This window comes from Clostridium sp. J1101437_171009_A5 (assembly GCF_015547905.1).
Lineage (GTDB): Bacteria > Bacillota > Clostridia > Oscillospirales > Oscillospiraceae > Pseudoflavonifractor_A > Pseudoflavonifractor_A gallinarum.
In genome coordinates this window covers 273,924-292,846 of the sequence record NZ_JADMVY010000002.1, presented here as the reverse complement: position 1 = coordinate 292,846, position 18,923 = coordinate 273,924, and the positions used below count along the sequence as shown (strand labels likewise).

At 63.3% G+C, this 18,923-nt stretch carries 19 protein-coding genes and 1 other annotated feature; of the genes, 17 read left to right on the top strand and 2 right to left on the bottom strand.

Annotation, left to right across the window (positions count from 1 at the left end; all coding sequences use genetic code 11):
* Window positions 1-29 precede the first annotated feature (29 nt).
* The 15 genes from nusB (at window position 30) to I2C21_RS04930 (ending at window position 13,767) form a co-directional block, all read left to right on the top strand.
* Window positions 30-521 carry a transcription antitermination factor NusB gene (gene nusB / locus I2C21_RS05000; RefSeq protein WP_195278675.1) on the top strand — a complete coding sequence of 164 codons (492 nt, stop codon included), beginning with the start codon at window positions 30-32 and terminating at the stop codon, window positions 519-521.
* The gene (locus I2C21_RS04995; RefSeq protein WP_286167208.1) at window positions 518-1,465 is read left to right on the top strand and encodes a Kae1-like domain-containing protein; all 948 of its coding nucleotides are present in this window, start codon (window positions 518-520) and stop codon (window positions 1,463-1,465) included. The genes nusB and I2C21_RS04995 overlap by 4 nt, the downstream gene beginning before the upstream one ends.
* Entirely contained in the window at window positions 1,462-2,700 is a 1,239-nt protein-coding gene (gene xseA, locus I2C21_RS04990; RefSeq protein ID WP_193536631.1) for an exodeoxyribonuclease VII large subunit, read from the top strand. Before I2C21_RS04995 ends, xseA begins: the two co-directional genes overlap by 4 nt.
* Entirely contained in the window at window positions 2,682-2,921 is a 240-nt protein-coding gene (gene xseB / locus I2C21_RS04985; protein WP_101693046.1) for an exodeoxyribonuclease VII small subunit, read from the top strand. Before xseA ends, xseB begins: the two co-directional genes overlap by 19 nt.
* Window positions 2,918-3,796, top strand: a complete 879-nt coding sequence (locus I2C21_RS04980) for a polyprenyl synthetase family protein (RefSeq protein ID WP_193536633.1) — start codon at window positions 2,918-2,920, stop codon at window positions 3,794-3,796. The genes xseB and I2C21_RS04980 overlap by 4 nt, the downstream gene beginning before the upstream one ends.
* Before the next feature lie 17 nt (window positions 3,797-3,813).
* Entirely contained in the window at window positions 3,814-4,281 is a 468-nt protein-coding gene (locus I2C21_RS04975; RefSeq protein WP_101693048.1) for a divergent PAP2 family protein, read from the top strand.
* A gap of 29 nt (window positions 4,282-4,310) precedes the next feature.
* Window positions 4,311-6,221: a 1-deoxy-D-xylulose-5-phosphate synthase gene (dxs, locus tag I2C21_RS04970; RefSeq protein WP_286167207.1), complete on the top strand. Its 1,911-nt coding sequence runs from the start codon at window positions 4,311-4,313 to the stop codon at window positions 6,219-6,221.
* Complete coding sequence (locus I2C21_RS04965) at window positions 6,202-7,011, top strand: TlyA family RNA methyltransferase (RefSeq protein WP_101693049.1); 810 nt, start codon at window positions 6,202-6,204, stop codon at window positions 7,009-7,011. The genes dxs and I2C21_RS04965 overlap by 20 nt, the downstream gene beginning before the upstream one ends.
* Window positions 7,008-7,871: an NAD(+)/NADH kinase gene (locus I2C21_RS04960; RefSeq protein ID WP_186964282.1), complete on the top strand. Its 864-nt coding sequence runs from the start codon at window positions 7,008-7,010 to the stop codon at window positions 7,869-7,871. The genes I2C21_RS04965 and I2C21_RS04960 overlap by 4 nt, the downstream gene beginning before the upstream one ends.
* Before the next feature lies 1 nt (window position 7,872).
* Window positions 7,873-8,325: an arginine repressor gene (locus tag I2C21_RS04955; protein WP_193536635.1), complete on the top strand. Its 453-nt coding sequence runs from the start codon at window positions 7,873-7,875 to the stop codon at window positions 8,323-8,325.
* Window positions 8,326-8,354: 29 nt separating this feature from the next.
* On the top strand, window positions 8,355-10,055 hold the full coding sequence (gene recN, locus I2C21_RS04950; RefSeq protein ID WP_195278674.1) for a DNA repair protein RecN: 1,701 nt from the start codon (window positions 8,355-8,357) through the stop codon (window positions 10,053-10,055).
* Window positions 10,056-10,119: 64 nt separating this feature from the next.
* Window positions 10,120-10,360 (top strand) — a binding site (T-box leader).
* A 45-nt stretch (window positions 10,361-10,405) separates the two neighbouring features.
* Entirely contained in the window at window positions 10,406-10,705 is a 300-nt protein-coding gene (locus I2C21_RS04945; protein WP_101693053.1) for a zinc ribbon domain-containing protein, read from the top strand.
* Between the two features lie 50 nt (window positions 10,706-10,755).
* Entirely contained in the window at window positions 10,756-11,982 is a 1,227-nt protein-coding gene (gene tyrS, locus I2C21_RS04940) for a tyrosine--tRNA ligase (RefSeq protein ID WP_195278673.1), read from the top strand.
* Window positions 11,983-12,020: 38 nt separating this feature from the next.
* Window positions 12,021-13,235 (top strand): AI-2E family transporter, encoded by a 1,215-nt coding sequence (locus tag I2C21_RS04935; protein ID WP_193536841.1) that lies wholly within the window; start codon window positions 12,021-12,023, stop codon window positions 13,233-13,235.
* Between the two features lie 67 nt (window positions 13,236-13,302).
* Window positions 13,303-13,767, top strand: a complete 465-nt coding sequence (locus I2C21_RS04930) for a GNAT family N-acetyltransferase (protein ID WP_195278672.1) — start codon at window positions 13,303-13,305, stop codon at window positions 13,765-13,767.
* On the opposite strand, the gene dapA is transcribed toward I2C21_RS04930, so the two are convergent.
* Together dapA and asd are read right to left on the bottom strand one after the other, a co-directional pair.
* The gene (gene dapA, locus I2C21_RS04925; RefSeq protein ID WP_252192564.1) at window positions 13,743-14,678 is read right to left on the bottom strand and encodes a 4-hydroxy-tetrahydrodipicolinate synthase; all 936 of its coding nucleotides are present in this window, start codon (window positions 14,676-14,678) and stop codon (window positions 13,743-13,745) included. The two genes, I2C21_RS04930 and dapA, sit on opposite strands and share 25 nt — an antisense overlap.
* Before the next feature lie 4 nt (window positions 14,679-14,682).
* Complete coding sequence (gene asd, locus I2C21_RS04920) at window positions 14,683-15,771, bottom strand: aspartate-semialdehyde dehydrogenase (RefSeq protein WP_101693057.1); 1,089 nt, start codon at window positions 15,769-15,771, stop codon at window positions 14,683-14,685.
* Window positions 15,772-16,050: 279 nt separating this feature from the next.
* Between asd and I2C21_RS04915 the strand changes: the two genes are divergently transcribed.
* Together I2C21_RS04915 and queA are read left to right on the top strand one after the other, a co-directional pair.
* Window positions 16,051-17,709, top strand: a complete 1,659-nt coding sequence (locus tag I2C21_RS04915; RefSeq protein ID WP_195278670.1) for a SpoIID/LytB domain-containing protein — start codon at window positions 16,051-16,053, stop codon at window positions 17,707-17,709.
* Window positions 17,706-18,776, top strand: a complete 1,071-nt coding sequence (queA, locus tag I2C21_RS04910) for a tRNA preQ1(34) S-adenosylmethionine ribosyltransferase-isomerase QueA (protein ID WP_193536648.1) — start codon at window positions 17,706-17,708, stop codon at window positions 18,774-18,776. Before I2C21_RS04915 ends, queA begins: the two co-directional genes overlap by 4 nt.
* The last annotated feature ends 147 nt before the right edge of the window (window positions 18,777-18,923 follow it).

Genomic DNA, 18,923 nt, shown 5'->3' with positions numbered 1-18,923 from the left:
GCCAGGCGCCCGGATTGGAGGAATCACGAATGACCAGAACCAATGCCCGGGAAATCGCGGTGCACTTCTCCTTTGAGCTTGGATTTTCCAACGAGACCGCCGATGGGCTGCTGGAACACATGCTGACCCGTCCGGTCTTTGCTCAGATCGGGGAGGAAGAGCCGCTCTATGCGGAGTTTCCCGACGACAAGCAGCAGGCCTACATCCGCACGCTGGTGAAGGGCGTATACGACCACTGCCCCGAGCTGGACGAGTATATCTCCCGCTATGCCATCGGCTGGAAGTACGCCCGCATCCCCCGCGTGGCCGTCTCCATCATGCGCGTGGCCATGTATGAGATCCTCTATATGCAGGATATCCCCAACGCTGCGGCCATCAACGAGGCCGTGCAGATGGCCAAGCACTATCTGGAGCCCGAGGTGGTCTCCTTTGTCAACGGCATCCTGGGCTCCTTTGTCCGCAACGAGTGCCCGCCCGAGCGGGGGGCCGCTCCCGCCAAGCAGAACGGCGCGGAAGGATGAGCACGCTGCGCTGCCTAGGGCTGGATACCAGCAACTATACCACCTCAGTGGCCGTCTTTGACGGGACAAGCGGCACCAATGCCGGACGGCTTTTGGAGGTGGCGGAGGGCTCTCTGGGCCTGCGGCAGAGCGACGCGCTCTTTCAGCATGTCAAGCGTCTGCCCGCCCTCTTTGCCGCCCTGCGGGAGCAGGGGGAGCTGCACGACATCGCCGCCGTGGCGGCCAGTACCCGCCCCCGGGCGGTAGAGGGCTCCTACATGCCCTGCTTCCTGGCTGGAGAGGGACAGGGGCGGGCCCTGGCGGATACGCTGGGGGTCCCGTTCTATGCCGTCTCCCACCAGCAGGGGCACCTGGCGGCCGCCGCGTGGTCGGCCGGGCGGATGGAGCTGCTGGACAAGCCCTTCCTGGCGTGGCACCTGTCGGGCGGCACCACGGAGCTGCTCCATGTGACCCCCGATGGGGTGAACGTCCACGCGGAAAAGCTGGGGGGCACCAGCGACATCTCGGCCGGACAGCTCATTGACCGGACCGGGGTCCTGCTGGGCATTCCCTTCCCGGCGGGGAAGGGGCTGGACGCCCTGGCCGCCGCCTCGGAGAGCAAGGAGCGGTTCCCCGTGCGCCTGAACGGCCTGACCTTCTCCCTCTCGGGGATGGAGAACAAGAGCCGCGCCATGGCGGAGCAGGGGAGAGAGGGGGCCGACATCGCCCGCTTTGTCCTGAACACCGTCTCCGACGTGGTGCGCCGGGCAACGCTGGAGGCCCAGAAGGCCTATCCCGGCCTGCCCGTGCTCTGCTCGGGCGGGGTGGCCTCCAACCGCATCCTGCGGGACGTGATGACCCGCGCCTGCCAGGCCGCCTTTGCTGAGCCCCGCTATTCCACCGACAACGCCATGGGCGTGGCCATCCTGGCCCACCGGCTGCGGAACGGAGGGGATACGCCGTGAGCGGGACGCCGGTCTATACCGTGACCCAGGTCAACCAGTATATCAAGAGCATGCTGGACGGCGACAAGCTTTTGTCCGGCGTTTTTATTCGGGGGGAGATCTCCAACTACAAGCTCTACCCCTCGGGACACCACTATTTTTCCATGAAGGACGCGGAGGGAGCCATCCGGTGCGTCCTCTTCCGGCGGGAGGCGGTCAACCTGCGCTTCCGCCCCCAGAACGGCATGAAGGTCATCGCCTACGGCCGCATCACGGTATTCCCCCGGGACGGGCAGTACCAGCTCTATTGCAGCCAGCTGACGGCCGACGGCATCGGCGACCTCCATCTGGCCTTTGAGCAGTGCAAGGAAAAGCTCTACCGGGAGGGACTCTTTGACCCTGCCCGGAAAAAGCCGCTGCCCAAATTTCCCGGGAAAATCGCCCTCATCACCTCGCCTGCCGGGGCGGCGGTGCGGGATATGCTGCGCATCCTGAACGCCCGCTGGCCCATGGCCGAGGTGGTGGTCATCCCGGTGCGGGTGCAGGGGAGCGAGGCCCCAGGCGAGCTCTGCGCCGCCCTGGCCTGGGCCAACCGCCACCGGGTGGCCGACCTCATCATCACCGGACGGGGCGGCGGGTCCATGGAGGACCTGTGGGCCTTCAACGACGAGGACGTGGCCCGGAGCATTTTCGCCTCGGAGATTCCGGTGATCTCTGCCGTGGGGCATGAGCCCGACGTGACCATCGCCGACTTTGTGGCCGATGTGCGGGCAGCCACGCCCTCCAACGGGGCGGAGCTGGCCGTCCCCGATCAAAACGACGTGTACGCCGCCCTCTTTCAGCTGGAGCGGCGCATGAACCGCGCCATGGAGCGCAAGCTGGAGCTCTCCCGCACCCGGCTGGAGCGCATGGCTGAACGCCGGGTCCTCCGGGATCCCATGGCGCAGATTATGGACCGCCGGACCTGGCTTAGCTATCAGGGAGAGCGGCTGGGGCACGGTCTCTCTGCCGCCCTGAGTGGGGAGCGGGAGCGCCTGGCCCGGCTGGCCGCCGCCCTGGACGCCATGAGCCCGCTGAAGGTGCTGGGCCGGGGCTATGCCATCCCCAAGACGGAGGACGGGCATATCCTGCGCTCCAGCCGGGCGGTAGAGCCCGGGCAGCGGCTGTCGCTGACGGTGGCGGACGGTTCCATCGACTGCCGGGTAGAGCAGACGACGCATACAAAAGGAGTATCGCAATGGCGGAAAAAAAGCTGACCTTTGAACAGGCTGCCGCCCGGCTGGAGGAGATCGTCCGCCAGCTGGAGCAGGGCGACGCGCCGCTGGAGGAATCCATGACCCTCTTTGAAGAGGGAACGGCGCTCATGAAAAAATGTACCACCATGCTGGACCGGGCGGAGCAGAAGGTCCGCAAGCTGACCGCCGGGCCGGACGGCGCTCCGGTGGAGGAGCCTATGGACAAGGAGGGGACGGTATGACCCACGCAGAGAGAATGCAGCAGGACCGGGAACAGGTGGAGCGTTGGCTCCGGCAGTGCTTTGCGGGACGAGAGCCCCATGGAGATATTTACGACGCCATGGAGTACAGTCTCCTGGCGGGCGGGAAGCGGCTGCGCCCCATCCTGCTTCTGGAGACCTGCCGGATGTGCGGCGGCGACGCGGAAGCGGTGCTGCCCTTTGCCTGTGCAGTGGAAATGCTTCACACCTATTCTCTCATTCACGACGACCTGCCCTGCATGGACAATGACGATCTGCGCCGGGGCCGGCCCACCAACCACAAGGTCTACGGTGAGGCCACGGCGGTGCTGGCCGGAGACGGGCTCCTCACCGCCTGCTTTGAGACCATGCTGGAGGCCCAGGTGGACCTGCCTGCCGAGCGTATCGTGGCCGCCGCGGGCTGTCTGGCCCGCGCCGCAGGTGCCCGGGGCATGGTGGGCGGACAGGTGCTGGACATGGCCGGCGAGGGACATGCCCTGGCCCTGGCGGAAGTGGAGGAGCTGCAGCAGCTCAAGACGGGCGCGCTCATCTCCGCGGCCGCCGAGATGGGCTGCATCCTGGCCGGTGGCAGCGAGGACCAGCGCGCCGCGGTCCGCCGCTACGCCCAGAAGCTGGGCCTTGCTTTCCAGATCCAGGACGACATTCTGGACGTGGAGGGGGACGAGACCCTGATGGGCAAGCCCCTCGGTTCCGATCAGGAGAATGAAAAGACCACCTTTGTCACCCTCAAGGGAGTCGAGACCTGCCGGGAGCTGGTGGCAAAGCTGACACAGGAGGCGATGGAGGCGCTCTCTGCCTTCCCCGATCCGTCTTTCCTGTGCTGGCTGGCGGAGTCCCTGGTGGGACGCAAGAACTGAGAAACGGGGCGCTGTCCATGAACGTAAAGAATGTGACCGATGTTCTGACCGGAAATCTGATCCTGAATCTCTCCATCCTGGCCTGGGCGATGGCGCAGGTGCTGAAGGTCCTGACGGTGCTCATTACCAAGCACCGCTGGGACTGGCGCCACATCCTCTCCAGCGGAGGGATGCCCAGCTCCCATTCGGCCTTTGTCTGTTCCTGCGCGGCCTCGGTGGGCATGGTGGAGGGCTTCAGCACCGTCACCTTTGCCATTGCCGCGGTGGTGGCCATCGTCGTGATGTATGACGCGTCCAACGTCCGGCGGGCCGCGGGAGAGCAGGCCAAGATCCTCAACTACATGATGGATCATTGGAAGGAAATGCGGCCGGAGTTTTTCGGTAAAGAACTCAAGGAGCTGCTGGGACATACGCCGTTCCAGGTACTGATGGGCGGATTGCTGGGCATTGCCATCGGTCTGGGCGGCGTCTGGCTGTGGGGTTGACCGAATTACTCCACAAAAGAAAATTTTTGTTGAGTAATAGAGCGCGGTGGATCTCACACCGAGCATATGGAGGCGGTAGTATCATTACATTCGAGGATAACATTCCCGATCTGCATCATATCAGCGATGCCGAGGCCGAGGCGCTGTGCGCCCGTCTTCGGGGGGATCTGCTGCAAATCGTCTCACAGACCGGAGGACACCTGGGCTCCAACCTGGGTGCAGTGGAGATCACAGTGGCCATCCACCGGGTCTTTGACACCAGCCGGGACCGCATCCTGTTCGATGTGGGACACCAGTGCTACATCCATAAGATGCTGACCGGCCGCAGGGAGGCCATGAAGACCCTGCGTACCTTTGGCGGTCTGGCCGGTTTTCCCAAGCCGTCGGAGAGCGTCCACGACGCATTCATCGCGGGACATGCCTCCGACTCCGTGTCGGTGGCGGTGGGCATGGCCCATGCCCGGACGCGGATGGGGGAGAAGTACCATGTCCTGGCCCTCATCGGCGACGGCGCGCTCACGGGAGGACTGGCCTATGAGGGCCTCTCCAACGCCGGGGACAGCAAGGAGCCCCTCATCGTGATCCTCAACGACAACGGCATGTCCATCACGAAAAACGTGGGCGGCGTGGCCGAGCACCTGGCCCGCCAGCGGCTCAAGCCTCAGTACCTGCGCTTTAAAAAGGGGTACCGGAAGCTGATGGGGAAGCTGCCCGGCGGAGGGCATATCTACCGGTTCACCCACAAGCTCAAGACGGCCATCAAGGGCACCCTCCTCCCGTGCAGTATGTTCGAGGAGATGGGCTTCACCTATCTGGGGCCGGTGGACGGCCACGATGTGCGCAGGCTCACCCGTCTGCTCCAGTACGCCAAGGACATCGACGGTCCAGTCCTGCTCCACATCAGAACTGTAAAGGGGAAAGGCTATGCACCTGCCGAGCGCAATCCGGACCGGTTCCACGGCGTGAGCCGGTTCTGTCTGGAGACCGGTGAGCCGGTCCAGCCCTCCAAACGTGACTTCTCCAAGGCCTTTGGGGAGGCCATGTGCGCCCTGGCGGAAGAGGATGAGCGGGTATGCGCCATCTCGGCCGCCATGGTCCCCGGGACCGGGCTCCACGACTTCTTTGAACGTTTTCCGGAGCGCTCCTTTGACGTGGGGATCGCGGAGGGACATGCGGTCTCCATGGCGGCCGGCATGGCCAAGCAGGGGATGCTTCCGGTCTTTGCCGTCTACTCCTCCTTCCTGCAGCGGGCCTATGACATGCTGGTCCACGATGTGGGCATCCAGGGCCTCCATGTGGTCTTTGGGGTGGACCGGGCCGGCCTGGTGGGCGCCGACGGCGAGACCCACCACGGCACTCTGGACCCCGCCTTCCTGGACACCATCCCCGGGATGACGGTACTGTGCCCGGCCAGCTTTGCGGAGGTCTCTTCCATGCTCCGCTACGCCCTCTTCCAGTGTACCGGCCCGGTGGCTCTGCGCTATCCCCGGGGCGGCGAAGGGGAGTACCGGGGCGACGCCGGACCAGAGACCGCGATCCTGCGCACCGGCGGGGACCTCACGCTGGTGGGGTACGGCACCCTCATCAACGAGGTGCTCCAGAGCGCCGCGCAGCTGGCGGAATTGGGCATAGAAGCAGAGGTTGTAAAGGTAGGACGCATTACACCGTTTGACCCCACTCCCATCCTGGATTCCGTCCGGAAAACCGGCTACCTTCTGGTGGCGGAGGAGAGCAATGCCTCCAACTGCATCGGCCAGCGTCTGGCGGCCGATCTGCTGCTGCAAAACATACCTGTAAAGGGAATTGCTTTGCAGAATCTTGGCAACCGATTCATTCCCCACGGCACCGTGGAACAGCTGCGCGAGCTGTGCGGACTGCGGGCGGAACAACTGACAAAACGTGCGGAGGAGGTTCTGCGGCATGGCAAAAAAGAGACTTGATGTGCTGCTGACGGAACAGGGATATTTTGAGAGCCGGCAGAAGGCGCAGGCCACCATCATGAGCGGCCTGGTCTTTGTCAACGGCCAGCGGGTGGACAAGGCGGGGGCCTCCATTGCGGAGGATGCCCAGATCGAAGTGCGGGGGAAGGCCATCCCCTATGTGAGCCGGGGCGGGCTGAAGCTGGAGAAGGCCATGAAGGTCTTTCCCGTCCGCCTGGACGGCAAGATCTGTGCCGACATCGGCGCGTCCACCGGCGGCTTTTCCGACTGTATGCTGCAAAACGGCGCGGCCAAGGTCTATGCGGTGGACACCGGGTATGGAAAGCTGGACTGGAAGATCCGCAGCGACCCCAGGGTGGTGGCGCTGGAGCGGACCAACGCCCGGTATCTGACTCATGAGCAGGTGCCCGACGAGCTGGACTTTGCCTCGGTGGATGTGTCCTTCATCTCCCTGCGCCTGATCCTGCCCGCCCTGCGGGGGGTCCTGAAGGAGGACGGCTCCGTGGTCTGCCTGGTCAAGCCCCAGTTTGAGGCCGGCCGGGACAAGGTGGGCAAGAAGGGGGTCGTCCGGGACCCCAAGGTCCACCTGGAGGTCCTGGAGCACTTTCTGGAGCACGCCAGAGAGGCGGATTTCACCGTGCGGGACATGACCTACTCTCCCATCAAGGGACCGGAGGGGAACATCGAATATCTGGGCTATCTGACGGTGGGCGCGGGTGAGGACTGGAGCGGAGATCTGAAGGCTCTGGTGGCCGAATCTCATGAGACATTGGAGGAGCATACGCCGTGAAGATTGTACTCAGCCCCAATCCATTCCGGGATAAGGGATTGAAAGCGGCCCAGTCTGCCGCCCGCATTCTCAACAACGCCGGGGTGGATACCCGGATCTGCCTGCCCTTCTCCACCGAGGGGACCGACATCAAATTTCCCCGGCAGGTGGAGTGCTGCGACATGCAGAAGGAGCTGCCCGACGCCGATATCCTCATCTGCTTCGGCGGGGACGGGACCATCCTCCACGCCGCCAAGGACGCCAACGCCTTCGGCATCCCCATCCTGGGGGTCAACATGGGAAGCGTGGGCTTCATGGCCGAGGTGGAGCAGAGCGAGCTCTCCCTTCTTTCCAAACTGGCGGTGGGAAAATACACCGTGGAGTCCCGTATGATGCTCACGGTGGAGATCCGCCGGGACGGAAAGACCGTCTTCTCCGACCTGGCCCTCAACGACGCGGTCATCACCAAAGGCGCGGTGGCCCGGGTGGTGGAGATGGAGGTGCGCAGCGACAAGGTGCCCATCACCGCCTTCTCGGGGGACGGCGTCATCATCAGCACGCCTACCGGCTCCACCGCTTACTCCATGTCCGCTGGGGGACCCATCGTGGAGCCCACGGCGGAAAACATCATCGTCACGCCCATCTGCCCCCACGTGGTCAACGCCCGCTCCTTCGTGCTGGACCACCGCCGGGCCGTGACCGTCCGGATGCGCTGCATGAGCCGCAAGACCGCCTATCTCTCGGTGGACGGCGGAAAGGCCTTCAAGCTCAACGGGGGCGACATCATGCACATCCGGCAGGCTGACACCAAGACCAACCTGGTCCGGCTGACCGGCCGGAGCTTTTACGAAATCATCACGCAGAAACTGGGGAGGATGTAATATGAAGGGAAAGCGTCAACAGGAGATCCTTCGTATCATTGAAGAGCACGACGTAGAGACCCAGGACCAGCTTCTGGCCGAGCTGAGGGCGCGGGGGGTGCAGTCCACCCAGGCCACCATCTCCCGGGACATCAAGGAGCTCCATCTCATCAAGGAGCTGACCGGCTTTGGTACTTACCGCTATGCCGTGTCCGAGCGCAAGGTGTCCCTGAACCTGGCCGGACGCCTGCGCACCATCTTCAAGGAGGGCGTGACCTCCTTTGATGTGGCGCAGAACATCGTGGTGCTCAAGACTATGCCGGGTCTCGCCTCGGCGGCGGCGGCGGCCATCGACGGAATGGAGATCGCCGATCTGGTGGGCAGCCTGGCGGGCGACGACACCGCCATCCTCATCATGCGCACCAACGAGTCGGCCATCGAATTCTGCGACGAGATCCACAAGATGCTGAAATAAATCCGCCGCCATCCCTTTGGAGGTATGCCATGCTCTCTCTGCTTCACATCGAGAATATTGCGGTCATTGAGTCGGTGGATATCCAGTTCGATTCCGGCTTCAATGTCCTCACCGGCGAGACCGGCGCGGGTAAATCCATTGTGATCGACGCCATCAGCGCCATCATCGGCGCCCGGACCAGCCGGGATCTCATCCGCACCGGGGCCAAGAGCGCCCGGGTGGAGGCCCAGTTCACCCAGGTCCAGCCCATGCCCTGGCTGGAGGAGAACGGCCTCTCCCTGGATGGGAGCGGGAGCCTTGTCATCCAGCGGGAGATCCAGAGCGACGGAAAGAATATCTGCCGGGTCAACGGGCGGCTCCTCAATGTGAGCCAGCTGCGGGAGCTGGGGCAGCAGCTGGTCAACATCCACGGCCAGCACGACGGACAGCAGCTGCTGGATGAGAGCTGCCACCTGTCCTATCTGGACAGCTTCGGGGAGACCGAAGCCCTTCTGACCCCCTATCAGGAGACCTTTCGGGAGCTGACCGCCATCCGCCGGGAGATCGCCTCCCTCCAGATGGACGACGCGGTCAAGTCCCGGCGGATGGACAGCCTCCACTTCCAGATCGGCGAGCTGGAGCGGGCCGACCTGAAGGAGGGCGAGGAGGAGAGCCTCACCGAGCGGCGCACCCTGCTGCGCAACGCCGAGCGGCTCATCTCCGCCGTGGAGGGGGCCCATTTCGCCCTCTCCGGGGACGACGAGCGGGAGGGAGCGGCCTCCCTCATCGCCGCTGCCGAGGGCTCCCTCTCCAGTGTGTCCGGGATGAGCGAGGAGATCGCCGGGGTGACCGAGCGCCTGGTGGAGCTGCGCTCCGCTGCCGAGGACGCGGCCGAGCTGGTCCGGGACCTGCGGGAGTCCTTTTCCTTTGAGCCGGGGGAGCTGGACGAGATCGAGAGCCGTCTGGACGTGCTCTACCGGCTCAAGAAGAAGTACGGCAACAGCGTGGGCGAGATGCTGGCCTATCTGGAGAAATGCCGGGCCGAGCTCTCCGAGATCGAGTACTCCAGCGACACCATCGCCAAGCTGGAGCAGCGGAAGGCGGCCGTCCTGGCCAAGGCCAAGACCCAGGCCGAGGCCCTCTCGGCCCGGCGGCGGGAGGCGGCCGGGGCCCTGCGGGAGCGCATCCAGTCCGAGCTGCGCCAGCTGGACATGCCCAAGGTCCGCTTTCAGGTGGACTTTTCCCCCAAGGGCGGGGAGTTTGGCATGGATGAGACCGGCATGGACGAGGTGCAGTTCCTCATGTCGGCCAACGTGGGGGAGGACCTCAAGCCCATCCAGCGCATCGCCTCGGGCGGCGAGCTCTCCCGCATCATGCTGGCCCTCAAGAACGTGCTGGCGGAAAATGAGGCGGTGGCCACGCTGATCTTTGACGAGGTGGACACCGGTGTATCCGGCCGGGCGGCCCAGAAGGTGGCCGAGAAGATGGCCGACGTGGCAGGGCACAAGCAGGTGCTCTGCGTGACCCATCTGCCCCAGATCGCCGCCATGGCGGACACCCACTTCTCCGTGGTGAAGGGGGAGCGGAAGGGGCGGACCTACACCGAGGTGGAGCTCCTGACCCGCACCCGGCGGACCGAGGAGCTGGCCCGGCTCACCGGCGGGGCCCACATCACCCCGGCCATCCTGGCCGGAGCGGAGGAGCTGCTCTCGGCTGCCGAGGGGTACAAAGCGGCCAGACGGGGGCGCTGACTGTCCGCCGCACGCGGAAATCTCCATTTGACAAACCGGGAGGACTGCGCTATAATACATCTCAATCACTGTGATGATGGGGAGAAGTAACGGCCCCACCGCTGCAAAGAGAGCCTCTGGATCGGTGAAAAGAGGAGAGCGGACGCCGTGAATACACCCCGGAGCAGCCCCCTGAACGCTCAGGTCAAGTAGGGAGGGTCGGGTGCGCCCGTTATCGCGCTGGGAGTGTGATGGCACTCGACGAGGTCTCCCGCCGTGAGGGGAAGACGAACCAGAGGTGGTACCGCGTGATCCACGCCCTCTGTCCGAATGGGGACAGAGGGCGTTTTTTTGCGAAACGGGGGGAGAATATGGAGCGGGATACCTGCATCCGCTGCGGCGGTACGATGGCGCCCATGGGATCGCATTTTCTGAAGAAAGGTGCTCCCGGCTGGCATCTGCGGGGCAACCTGGAGCATTTCGACGGGGAGAATCTCCTGCCGGTCGAGGTCTGGTGCTGCCAGAACTGCCGCCGGCTGGATTTTTACCTGGCTGAGAGCGCTTCCGGCAGCTCCGGCTCCGGCATCGCCCAGACCCGCTGTCCTGTCTGCGGAACGCTCCATGATCTGGACGACCCCAAATGTCCCCACTGCGGAACGCGGCTCTATTAAACTGTAACAAAACGGATTCCCATCAGAATCCGATCAAAGGAGAATGGAAGATGACTTGCTACGAAGAACTGAAGGCCCGCGGCCTGATCGCCCAGGTGACCAACGAGGAGGAGATCTCCAAGATGATCAACGAGGGCAAGGCGGTATTCTACATCGGCTTTGACCCCACCGCCGACTCCCTCCACGTGGGCCACTTCATGGCCCTGTGCCTGATGAAGCGGCTCCAGATGGCGGGCAACCGGCCCATCGCCCTCATCGGCGGCGGCACCGGCATGGTGGGCGACCCCTCCGGCCGCACCGACATGCGCCAGATGATGACCCCCGAGACCATCCAGCACAACTGCGACTGCTTCAAGAAGCAGATGGAGCGCTTCATCGAGTTCGGCGAGGGCAAGGCCCAGATGGTCAACAACGCCGACTGGCTCATGAAGCTCAACTATGTGGAGCTCCTGCGGGAAGTGGGCGCCTGCTTCTCGGTGAACAACATGCTGCGGGCCGAGTGCTACAAGCAGCGCATGGAGAAGGGTCTGTCCTTCCTGGAGTTCAACTACATGATCATGCAGTCCTACGACTTCTACCACCTCTTCCAGCACTACGGCTGCAACATGCAGTTCGGCGGCGACGACCAGTGGTCCAACATGCTGGGCGGCACCGAGCTCATCCGCCGCAAGCTGGGCAAGGACGCCCACGCCATGACCATCACCCTGCTGCTCAACTCCGAGGGCAAGAAGATGGGCAAGACCCAGTCCGGCGCCGTGTGGCTGGACCCCAACAAGACTTCTCCCTACGAGTTCTACCAGTACTGGCGCAATGTGGGCGACGCCGACGTGCTCAAGTGCCTGCGGATGCTCACCTTCCTGCCCATCGAGCAGATCGACGAGATGGACCACTGGGAGGGCGCCCAGCTCAACACCGCCAAGGAGATCCTGGCCTTTGAGCTGACCCAGCTGGTCCACGGCACCGAGGAGGCCCAGAAGGCCCAGGACGCCGCCAAGGCTCTCTTCGTGGGCGGCGGCGACATGAGCAACGTGCCCACCACCACGCTGGAGACCGGCGACCTGACCGAGGGCTCCATCGGCGTGCTGGATCTGCTCCTCAAGTGCGGCCTGGCCCCCTCCAAGAAGGAGGGTCGCCGTCTGGTGGAGCAGGGCGGTGTGTCGGTCAACGGCGAGAAGGTCTCCGACGTGAACGCCGCCTTTGACGCCGCCGCGTTCGGCAACGATGGTCTCATGATCAAGAAGGGCAAGAAAGTGTTCCACCGTGCCCTGCTGGGCTGATTTGCCGGACCAGTACCGATGAGAAGGGTGGAATGCCTGTGAAGGAAAAGAAGAAATGGTTCTCGCTGGACGAGCGCATGTGGTCCAATCTGCTGGTAGTCCTGGCCGGAATCGCGTTTTACCTGATCTTTTCCCATTTTGATATGGTGCGCGGGGTGGTCTCCATGATCACCGGCGTGCTGATGCCGTTTATCGTGGGGTTTGCCTTTGCCTACCTCCTCAACGGCCCGACCAACTATTTTGAGCAGAAGGTCTTCTATCGATTCAAATGCCGGCGGGGCCTTGCGGTGCTGTTGGTGTATCTCCTGGTCATCGCGCTGCTGGCCGTTCTGGTCAAGCTCATCCTGCCCCAGATCGTGCAGAGCATCGTGGCGCTGTACAGCATCATCCAGAGCTTTTTCCTGAATATCAACACCTGGATGCAGGAGGCGGCGATCCAGCTGAACATCGACCAGAATGCCCTCAACGAGTTCCTTTTGGACCTGAATTCCTCCTATAAGGACATCATGACGAACCTGTCCAACATGCTCTCCAAGGCGGTGCCCTATGTGCTGAGCATGGGCGTGGCCGTGGGCAGCGGGGTGGTGTCCGGCGTGATCTCGGCCATCACCACCGTGATCTCCTCGGTCTACATGCTGCTGGACAAGGACCGCCTGTCCCTTCAGTCCAAAAAGCTGGTCTATGCGATTCTGCCCACCAGAAAGGCCAACCGGCTCATCACCGTGTGTGCCCAGGCCAACGGCATCTTCTCCGGCTTCATCAACGGAAAGATCCTGGACAGCGCCATCATCGGCGTGCTGTGCTTTTTCCTGACCTCGCTCCTGCGGATCGAATTCCCGGTGCTCATCAGCGTGGTCATCGGGGTGACCAATGTGATCCCCTTCTTCGGCCCCATTGTGGGCGCGGTCCCCTGCGTGCTCATCCTGCTGCTGGTGGACCCCTGGCAGGCCCTGCGCTTCGGCATCCTGGCCTTGGCCCTGCAGCAGTTCGACGGGAACATCCTCGGCCCCAAGATCCTGGGCGACAGCACCGGGATCTCGGCCTTCTGGGTGCTCATCTCCATCGTGGTGGGCGGGGGCCTGTTCGGCTTCCCCGGGATGCTGCTGGGCGTGCCCACCTTTGCGGTGATCTATGCGCTGGTAGGCGAGTGGACCCGGGCGCGTCTCACCCAGAAGGGCATTCGCCCCGTCAAGGGCGGCGAGCCGGAGGTGATTCCGCCGGAAGGGCCGGACGATCCCACCAATCAACCATAAAAGCGAAAAAAGGACTCTGCTTCTTACAAAGCAGAGTCCTTTTCTACCCAAAAGAAAGGAGTCCATCATGAATCTTCGACCTTATCGCCCGTCTGACGTATCGGCTCTGGCGGAGCTCTTTTACCAGACCGTCCACAGCGTGAACCGGCGGGACTATACCGCGGAGCAGTGCCGGGTCTGGGCCACGGGGCACCCGGACCTTTCGGCCTGGGACGCGTCCTTTCAGGCCCACCGGACCTGGATCGCGGAGGAGGACGGGCACATCGTGGGCTTTGCCGATCTGGACGTGGAGGCCGGATATCTGGACCGGCTCTACGTCCACAAGGACAGCCAGCGAAGGGGCGTGGGCACCGCCCTGTGCGATGCCGCCGAGGCCTGTGCCCGGGCGGCCGGGGTGCGCCGATTGGAGACCCACGCCTCCATCACCGCCCGTCCATTCTTTGCCGCCCGGGGCTACGCCCTGCTGCGGGAGCAGGAGGTGGAGCGGGGCGGAATTTTGCTGAAAAACTACGTCATGATCCTGGAGCTCTGAGCCGGGGAGGGTGTGAGGGCCGGGAGGACCCCCGAGCGCTCCATGGCCTCCCGCAGTTCCCTCCGGTGTGCCTCCGAGATGGGGCAGAGGGGGAGGCGGAGGGGCCCCACCGGGTACCCCGCCATCTCCAGGGCGGCCTTGATGGGAATGGGGTTGACCTCCAGAAAGAGGGCGTTGATCAGCTCCAGATAGCGGAGCTGAAGCTGCGCGGCCTCCGCAAAGCGCCCCTCCAGACACAGGTGGCTGATGCGCCCCATCTCCCGGGGGATCAGGTTGGAGGCCACCGAGATGACCCCCTTTGCCCCCAGTGCCATGAGGGAGACCACCTGATCGTCGTTCCCCGACCAGAGGAAGAGGTCCTCCCCGCACAGGTGCCGGGTCTGGGCCGCCAGGGAGAAGTTCCCGCTGGCCTCCTTGACCCCGTTGATCCCCGGGTTCTGGGAGAGGACCCGGTAGGTCTCGGCGGTAAAGGAGAGCCCCGTGCGGCTGGGCACGTTGTAGAGCAGGATGGGAAGAGACACGCGCTGGGTCAGAAACTCATAGTGCCGGATGAGCCCGGCCTGGGTGGTCTTATTATAGTAAGGAGTGACATGAAGCAGAGCATCGGCCCCCGCATCCTGGGCTTGCTGGGAGAGGTAGAGGGCGGCGGCGGTGTCATTGCTTCCCGCCCCCGCGATCACCTTCACCCGGTGGTTCACCTGCGCGACACAGAAGGCCACAGCGTCGTGGTGCTCCCGGATGCTCATGGTGGCGCTTTCACCGGTGGTGCCGCAGACACAGATGGCGTCCACGCCGCATGCGATCTGCTCCTCGATCAACCTTCCGAAGACGTCATACGCGATGGCGCCGTCCGGTTCGAATGGTGTGACGATAGCGGTGCACACACCAGTAAAAACAGGCTCTTTCTTCAATCCATTACCTCCTTGTGATGTATCCCTCCGCACACAGCAGCTCGGCCAGCAGCACCGCGCCGCCGGCCGCGCCGCGCAGCGTGTTGTGGGACAGGCAGACGAACTTGTAGTCATACTGGGTATCCGGACGCAGACGGCCGGCGCAAACGGCCATGCCGCGCTCGGTCATGCGGTCCAGCTTGGTCTGGGGACGGCTGGGGTCCTCGAAATAGTGCAGGAACTGCTGGGGCGCGGAGGGAAGGCCCAGCTCCTGGGGACGGCCCCGGAAGGACGCCCACGCCTCCTTGATCTCCTCCTCGGTGGGCTTGCGGTCAAAGCTGGCAAAGACCGCGGCCATGTGGCCGTCGGAAGCGGCTACCCGGAAGCACTGGGCGGTGATGGCAGGGGAGTCGGCATTGACGATCACACCGTCCTCCACGTGACCCCAGAGCTTGAGGGGCTCCCGCTCGCTCTTCTCCTCCTCGCCGCCGATGTAGGGGATCACGTTGTCCACCATCTCGGGCCAGGTCTCAAAGGTCTTGCCCGCGCCGGAGATGGCCTGATAGGTACACACCAGGGCCTTGGAGAGGCCGAAGCGCTCCCGCAGGGGATGGAGGGCGGGCACATAGCTCTGGAGCGAGCAGTTGGACTTGACCGCGATGAAGCCGCGCTCGGTCCCCAGACGGCGGCGCTGGGCGGGGATCACGCTCAGGTGCTCCGGGTTGATCTCGGGGACCACCATGGGCACGTCGGGCGTCCAGCGGTGGGCGGAGTTGTTGGAGACCACCGGGCACTCATGCTTGGCATAGGCCTCCTCCAGCGCCTGGATCTCCTCCTTCTTCATATCGACCGCGGAGAACACAAAATCCACCTGGGATGCGATGCGCTCAATATCGGTCTCGGCGTTGAGCACCACCATGTGTTTGGCCGCCTCCGGCATGGGGGCCTCCATGGCCCAGCGATTGCCGATGGCCTCCTCGTAGGTCTTGCCGGCCGAGCGGGCACTGGCCGCAATGGCGGTGAGCTGGAACCAGGGATGCTCCGCCATCAGAGTGACAAACCTCTGTCCTACCATACCCGTGCCGCCGATCACGCCTACTCTGTACTTTTCCATTCTGATGACCTCCCGTTGTTCTGATAGATTCTATGCTGGTACAGAAGAAATCAGGTCTGTCCATTGAAAAAAATCCAAGGGAAAAAAAGAAATCAGCGGGTTTACACACCGGCTGATTTTGTACTATAATGGCATAAGGTATGTGGATCGGCCTGATCTGTACTTACTGTATGGACAGGTATCCGCCGGAAACGAACGCCTGACGTTGCTCTTAGAGTAGCACAGGAATTCTTTCGTGTCAATACTTTGCTGTGTTAAATGATAAAACAGGAGAAAACCATGAAGGGAAAATGGATCAAATGGACTGCCCTGTGCCTGGCCGTCGCCCTGTCCGCCTCCGGCCTGCCCGCCCGGGCGGCCCCGGCGGAGGAGACCATTCTGCGCATCGGGCTCTACTATGGAAGCAACGCCATGCCGTCGGCCAATCTGGAAAACAGCGTGGGCTCCGGCTACCGTCTGGGGTATTTTGACGACGCCAATCAGTTTGTGGAGCTGGGACGGACCAGCAAAACGAAACTGTCCATGCTGAAAACAAAGACTCTCTACCTCTCTGGGGGGACCTATCAGACCACGCCCAGCAGCGGGGCCCAGACCATCGGGGGATATTTCCTCCAGTGGCCGGGGACTTATTCTGATTTTACCTCCGCCCAGACGGCGGCCGCTTCCGTGTCGGGGGGCTTTCCCGCCTGGGTAGAGGGGACCTATCAGGTCCGCTCCGGGGCCTATGCCACCCAGGCGGAGGCCGAGGCCGCCGCCCTGGGGACCACTGCCCAGGTGGTCCAGACCAGCTCCTCCGGGATCAATGTGGTGGAGACCGGCACGGCCCAGATCCTCTTTCAATTCGACGGGGGCAGCAGCTATGTGTTCGGCGTCATGCCCGACATCACCGGGGTGAGCCAGCCGGTCACCTGGTTCAAGGGCTATAAGTATTACGGCGGCTTCCGCTATGAGCGGGTGGGGGGCGACAACATCACCGTGGTCAACCTCATCGGCATGGAGGACTATATCAACTGCGTCATCTCCCAGGAGATGAGCGACTCCTGGCCGCTGGAGGCCCTCAAGGCCCAGGCCTGCGCGGCGCGGACCTATGCCATGCGCAAGCCCAACAGCAGCAAGCACGCCGCCGACCACTTCGACCTGTGCAACGGGACCCACTGTCAGGCCTATCCGGGCATGAAGCTGACGGGAAGTAACACCCTCCGGGCCACCCAGGAGACGGCCGGCATGGTCATCCGGTATAACGGTGCGCTCATCGACGCCGTGTACTCCTCCAGCGACGGCGGAGCCACCGAAAATTCCGAAAACGTCTGGAACGACGCGCTGCCCTACCTGCGGGGCAAGGTGGACCCCTACGAGGCCACCATTTCCAGCCAGATCCCCAACTATAACTGGAGCGTGACCTATACCGCTGACGAGCTGACCCAGAAGCTGCGCAGCAGCGGGCGCTCCTGTGACCAGATCGTGGACTTCCGGGTCTCCGAGACCACCCCCACCGGAAATGTGAAAGCCATCACCTTCACCGACGCCTCGGGCAAGAGCTGGACCTTCCAGAAGGAGCAGGCCCGGACCTTCCTGGGCCTGCGCTCTCAGCGCTATACCGTGACGGGCGGTGGGGGGAGCAGCTCCTCCGCCTCCGGCGGGCTATATGTCAACAACGCCCAGACTCCGCTGGAGGGGAGCTCCTTCTACGCCATCGGCGGGGACGGCTCCACCGGACAGGTGGATCTCTCCGCCTCGCCCTATGTGATCACCAGCAATGGGACCGCCCTGCTGGGCGGGGGGACCGCCGCCGGTTCCGACCGCTTTGTGATCCAGGGCTCCGGCTACGGCCACAATGTGGGCATGAGCCAGTACGGCGCCAACGCCATGGCCAAACAGGGCTATACTTACCAAGAGATCTTACAATTCTACTACACAGGAGTCGACATATCCCGATGAAAACATCTGATTTTTACTTTGACCTTCCGGAAGAGCTGATCGCCCAGACCCCGCTGGAAAAGCGGGACACCTCCCGGCTGCTGGTTCTGGACCGGGAGAGCGGCCAGACCGCCCACATGCACTTCTTCGATCTTCCCAAGCTCCTGCGGCCGGGGGACTGCCTGGTGCTCAATGACTCCCGGGTACTGCCCGCCCGGCTGCTGGGCCACCGCATCCCCTCCGGCGGCGCGGCGGAGGTCCTCCTCCTGGTGGACCGGGGCGAAAAGGTGTGGGAGTGCCTGGTCCGGCCCGGACGTAAGGTGCGCACCGGGACCCGGCTCTCCTTCGGCGACGGCCTGCTCACGGCCGAGGTGGTGGAGGTGCTGGACAACGGCAACCGCCTGATCCGCTTTGAATACGAGGGGATCTTCCTGGAGCTGCTGGAGCAGCTGGGGAAGATGCCTCTGCCGCCCTATATCAAGGAGGAGCTGAACGACCCCGAGCGGTATCAGACCGTCTATTCCAAGGAGGTGGGTTCGGCCGCGGCCCCCACTGCCGGACTCCATTTCACCAAGGAGCTGCTCCACGAGATCGAGGCGATGGGCGTGCGTATCTGCTATGTCACCCTCCACGTGGGCCTGGGCACCTTCCGGCCGGTCAAGGAGGACGACATCCTGGACCATGAGATGCACTCGGAGTACTGCATGATCTCCGCCGAGACCGCTGAGACCATCAACCGCACCAAGCGGGAGGGGGGGCGCGTCATCTGCGTGGGCACCACCTCCTGCCGTACCATCGAGAGCTGGGCCGCCCCGGACGGCACCATGCAGGAGAGCGCCGGCTGGACCAATATCTTCATCTACCCGGGCTACCGCTTCAAGGTGCTGGACTGCCTGATCACGAATTTCCACCTGCCCGAATCCACGCTGGTGATGCTGGTCTCGGCCCTGGCCGGGCGAGAGCACATCCTGAACGCCTACCGGGAGGCAGTGGAGCAGCGCTATCGCTTCTTCTCCTTCGGGGACGCCATGTTCATTACAGACCAGATGCCCGCCCTGGAGGAAACCCAGCACAAATCCGACGTGTAATCCATTCTATCCACTGCGCTGCAATATATGAAAAGTTATTCTACTTTACAGTTAACTTTTTGAAGATTCAAAAAGCCCTTCTTAAAATCAACTGTATAGCGATATTACTTTACAGGCATTGCGGCACAATCTATATAAGCTAATGTG

Excerpts from the sequence above, each read along its gene's own strand:
- nusB (WP_195278675.1), top strand. The coding sequence starts at position 30 with ATGACCAGAACCAATGCCCGGGAAATCGCGGTGCACTTCTCCTTTGAG.
- I2C21_RS04995 (WP_286167208.1), top strand. The coding sequence starts at position 518 with ATGAGCACGCTGCGCTGCCTAGGGCTGGATACCAGCAACTATACCACC.
- xseB (WP_101693046.1), top strand. The coding sequence starts at position 2,682 with ATGGCGGAAAAAAAGCTGACCTTTGAACAGGCTGCCGCCCGGCTGGAG.
- I2C21_RS04980 (WP_193536633.1), top strand. The coding sequence starts at position 2,918 with ATGACCCACGCAGAGAGAATGCAGCAGGACCGGGAACAGGTGGAGCGT.
- I2C21_RS04975 (WP_101693048.1), top strand. The coding sequence starts at position 3,814 with ATGAACGTAAAGAATGTGACCGATGTTCTGACCGGAAATCTGATCCTG.
- I2C21_RS04965 (WP_101693049.1), top strand. The coding sequence starts at position 6,202 with ATGGCAAAAAAGAGACTTGATGTGCTGCTGACGGAACAGGGATATTTT.
- I2C21_RS04955 (WP_193536635.1), top strand. The coding sequence starts at position 7,873 with ATGAAGGGAAAGCGTCAACAGGAGATCCTTCGTATCATTGAAGAGCAC.
- recN (WP_195278674.1), top strand. The coding sequence starts at position 8,355 with ATGCTCTCTCTGCTTCACATCGAGAATATTGCGGTCATTGAGTCGGTG.
- I2C21_RS04945 (WP_101693053.1), top strand. The coding sequence starts at position 10,406 with ATGGAGCGGGATACCTGCATCCGCTGCGGCGGTACGATGGCGCCCATG.
- tyrS (WP_195278673.1), top strand. The coding sequence starts at position 10,756 with ATGACTTGCTACGAAGAACTGAAGGCCCGCGGCCTGATCGCCCAGGTG.
- I2C21_RS04930 (WP_195278672.1), top strand. The coding sequence starts at position 13,303 with ATGAATCTTCGACCTTATCGCCCGTCTGACGTATCGGCTCTGGCGGAG.
- asd (WP_101693057.1), bottom strand. The coding sequence starts at position 15,771 with ATGGAAAAGTACAGAGTAGGCGTGATCGGCGGCACGGGTATGGTAGGA.
- I2C21_RS04915 (WP_195278670.1), top strand. The coding sequence starts at position 16,051 with ATGAAGGGAAAATGGATCAAATGGACTGCCCTGTGCCTGGCCGTCGCC.
- queA (WP_193536648.1), top strand. The coding sequence starts at position 17,706 with ATGAAAACATCTGATTTTTACTTTGACCTTCCGGAAGAGCTGATCGCC.